Here is a 2,415-nt window from a genome sequence, read left to right on the forward strand (position 1 = left end):
GTCCTGCTGCTCCATTGACCTATGTCTCCAAGATCGATTCATGATCCTATTCCCCGGTGGGAGGACCGGCGTCCGTGCGTCCTGGCGGAGACTTGCAGGGCGCGGTGGCCCGGCCGGTCGGGTGCCGCGGTCTCGGACCGTCGATCCAAGGACTTCCATCGTGAGCGAGCGTGTTCTCATCCCCCGTAACCGGGGGTTCCTCTTCCTCGACGCCCATCCGGCCGGCTGTGCGCGGGTGGTGGCCGACATGTGGCGGGCCTGTCCCGATCCCGTCGAGGTGCCGGACGGGGACGGGCCGGTGGCGCTGGTCATCGGGGCCTCGGCCGGGTACGGGCTGGCGGCCACCGTCGCCGGGCTCAAGCGGGCCGGTGTCCGGGGGATCGCCGTCTCCTTCGAGAAGGCGCCCACCGAGCGGCGGACCGCCACGGGCGGCTGGTACCGCACCGCCGCCACCGCCGACATCGCCCGTGCCGCCGGGCGGGACATGGTCTTCCTCAACGGCGACGCGTTCTCCGACGCGATGAAGGAGCAGGTCGCCGACCTCATCGAGGAGCGTTTCGGCGGCAGGCTGGACTACCTCGTCTACTCGGTGGCCGCGCCCCGCCGCACCGACCCCGACACCGGGGCCGCGTACGCCTCCGTGCTCCGGCCGATCGGCGAGGCGAACCGTACCAAGACCCTCGTCTTCGACGACCAGGGCGTACCCGAGGTCCGCGAGGTCGAGACCGCGCCGGCCGAGGGCGACGACGTCGAGCAGACCGTGGCCGTGATGGGCGGCGCGGACTGGGAGCGCTGGATCGACCACCTGTCCGGCCGGGGGCTCGTCGGCGAGGGCTTCGCCACCGCCGCGCTGTCGTACATCGGCTCGCCGCTGACGGCCGCGATCTACCGGCAGGGCACGATCGGCGCGGCCAAGGCCCACCTGGAGGCCACCGCCCGCACCCTGGACGAGCGGCTCGGCAAGGCGGTGGGCGGGCGGGCCGTGACCTCCGTCAACGGCGCCGCCGTCACCCAGTCCTCCACCGCCATCCCCGGCATCGCCCTGTACACGGGCCTGCTGCGCGGCGTCCTCGGCGAGGCCCTGGTCCCGCCGGTCCGGCAGTTGGCCGAGCTGTGGGACCAGCTCACCGGCGCCGCCCCGCTCGCCGTGGACGAGGAGGGCCGGATCCGCCTGGACACCTGGGAACTCACCGACGGGGTCCAGACGTCCGTCGCCGAACGCTGGGAGGCCGCCACGACGGACACCATCGCCGCGCTCGCCGACCTCGACTGGTTCCACGCCGAGGTCCGGCGCCTGTACGGGTTCTCCGTCCCGGGCGTCGACTACACGGTGCCGGTGACCACCGACGTCCCCTGGCCGGCGCCCGTGTCCTGACCCCGGGCCCTGCCGAGGGCCGGGGGCCGGGTCACGGCGTCGGGGGCCGGTCGCGCGGGGTCTTCGTGCGGGCCGCGCCCAGGACGAAGAGGAGGACCAGCAGGGAGACCGCCAGCGCCCACGCCGAGACGTGTTCGCCCAGCAGCAGGGCCGCCCAGGCGAGGGTGAGCAGGGGTTGCAGGAGCTGGACCTGGCTGACGCGGGCCGTGCCGCCCCGGGCCAGGCCCGTGTTCCAGGGGATGAAGGCGAGGAAGGAGCTGACGAGGGCCACGTAGAGGAAGCCGGCCGCGCCCGGCAGGGTGACGCCGTCGAGGCTCTGGTGGGTGACGATCCAGGTGACGACGCAGGTCGTCAGGGCCAGGGGCATGCCGAAGACGATGCCCCAGGATATGGCCCGTATCGCGCCGTGTTCCCGCGTCAGGGCGGCGCCCTCCGCGTAGCCCAGGCTTCCGGTGACGACGGCCAGCGCCGTGAACACGTCGCCCGGGGCGGGCGGTTGCAGGCCGTTGCGGGCGAGGCTGAAGCCCACCACGGCGAGCGCGCCGCCCACCGCGCAGGCCCAGAACGCCCGGGTCGGGCGTTCGTCGCCCCGGAAGGAGGCCATCACCGCCGTGGCGAGCGGCATCAGCCCGAGGATCACGGCGGCGTTGGCCGAGGAGCCGTAGACGAGGGCGAAGGCGGTGAAGAGGGGGAAGCCCACCACGTTCCCGAAGACCAGGAAGCCGATCTTCTTCAGCGCCCGGGCGGGCGGCCTCGCCCCTCCACCGCGCAGGAGGAAGCCGGCGGCCAGCGGGAAGGCGAGGACGGTGCGCCCGGCCGCGACCAGCACGGGATGGAACTCCCGGACGGCGAACTTCGTCGCCGGCAGGGTGAAGCTGAAGCACAGCACGCCCAGCGCGCCGAGGAGGATGCCCAGTGTTCTCCCGTCGAGCCGCCGCGGGGCCTTCGACGCCGCCCCGTCCGCCCCGTCCGCCCTGTCCGCCCCGTCCACCGTGTCCGCCCTGTCCACCGTCTTCACCCTGCCGCCTCCGTGGTCGCCC

The 2,415-nt window shown here is 73.9% G+C and carries 2 protein-coding genes; one reads left to right on the forward strand and one right to left on the reverse strand.

What is annotated here, in order from left to right; translation table 11 throughout:
- Window positions 1-160: 160 nt before the first annotated feature.
- A complete protein-coding gene (fabV, locus tag AB0O29_RS35090; protein ID WP_365160269.1) occupies window positions 161-1,375 on the forward strand; it encodes an enoyl-[acyl-carrier-protein] reductase FabV in 1,215 nt (404 codons plus the stop codon).
- Window positions 1,376-1,406: 31 nt separating this feature from the next.
- On the opposite strand, the gene AB0O29_RS35095 is transcribed toward fabV, so the two are convergent.
- Window positions 1,407-2,415, reverse strand: a 1,009-nt coding sequence (locus AB0O29_RS35095) for a DMT family transporter (RefSeq protein WP_365160272.1), incomplete at its 5' end; no start/stop codon positions are given.

This window comes from Streptomyces sp. NPDC089915, assembly GCF_040684675.1.
Taxonomy (GTDB): domain Bacteria; phylum Actinomycetota; class Actinomycetes; order Streptomycetales; family Streptomycetaceae; genus Streptomyces.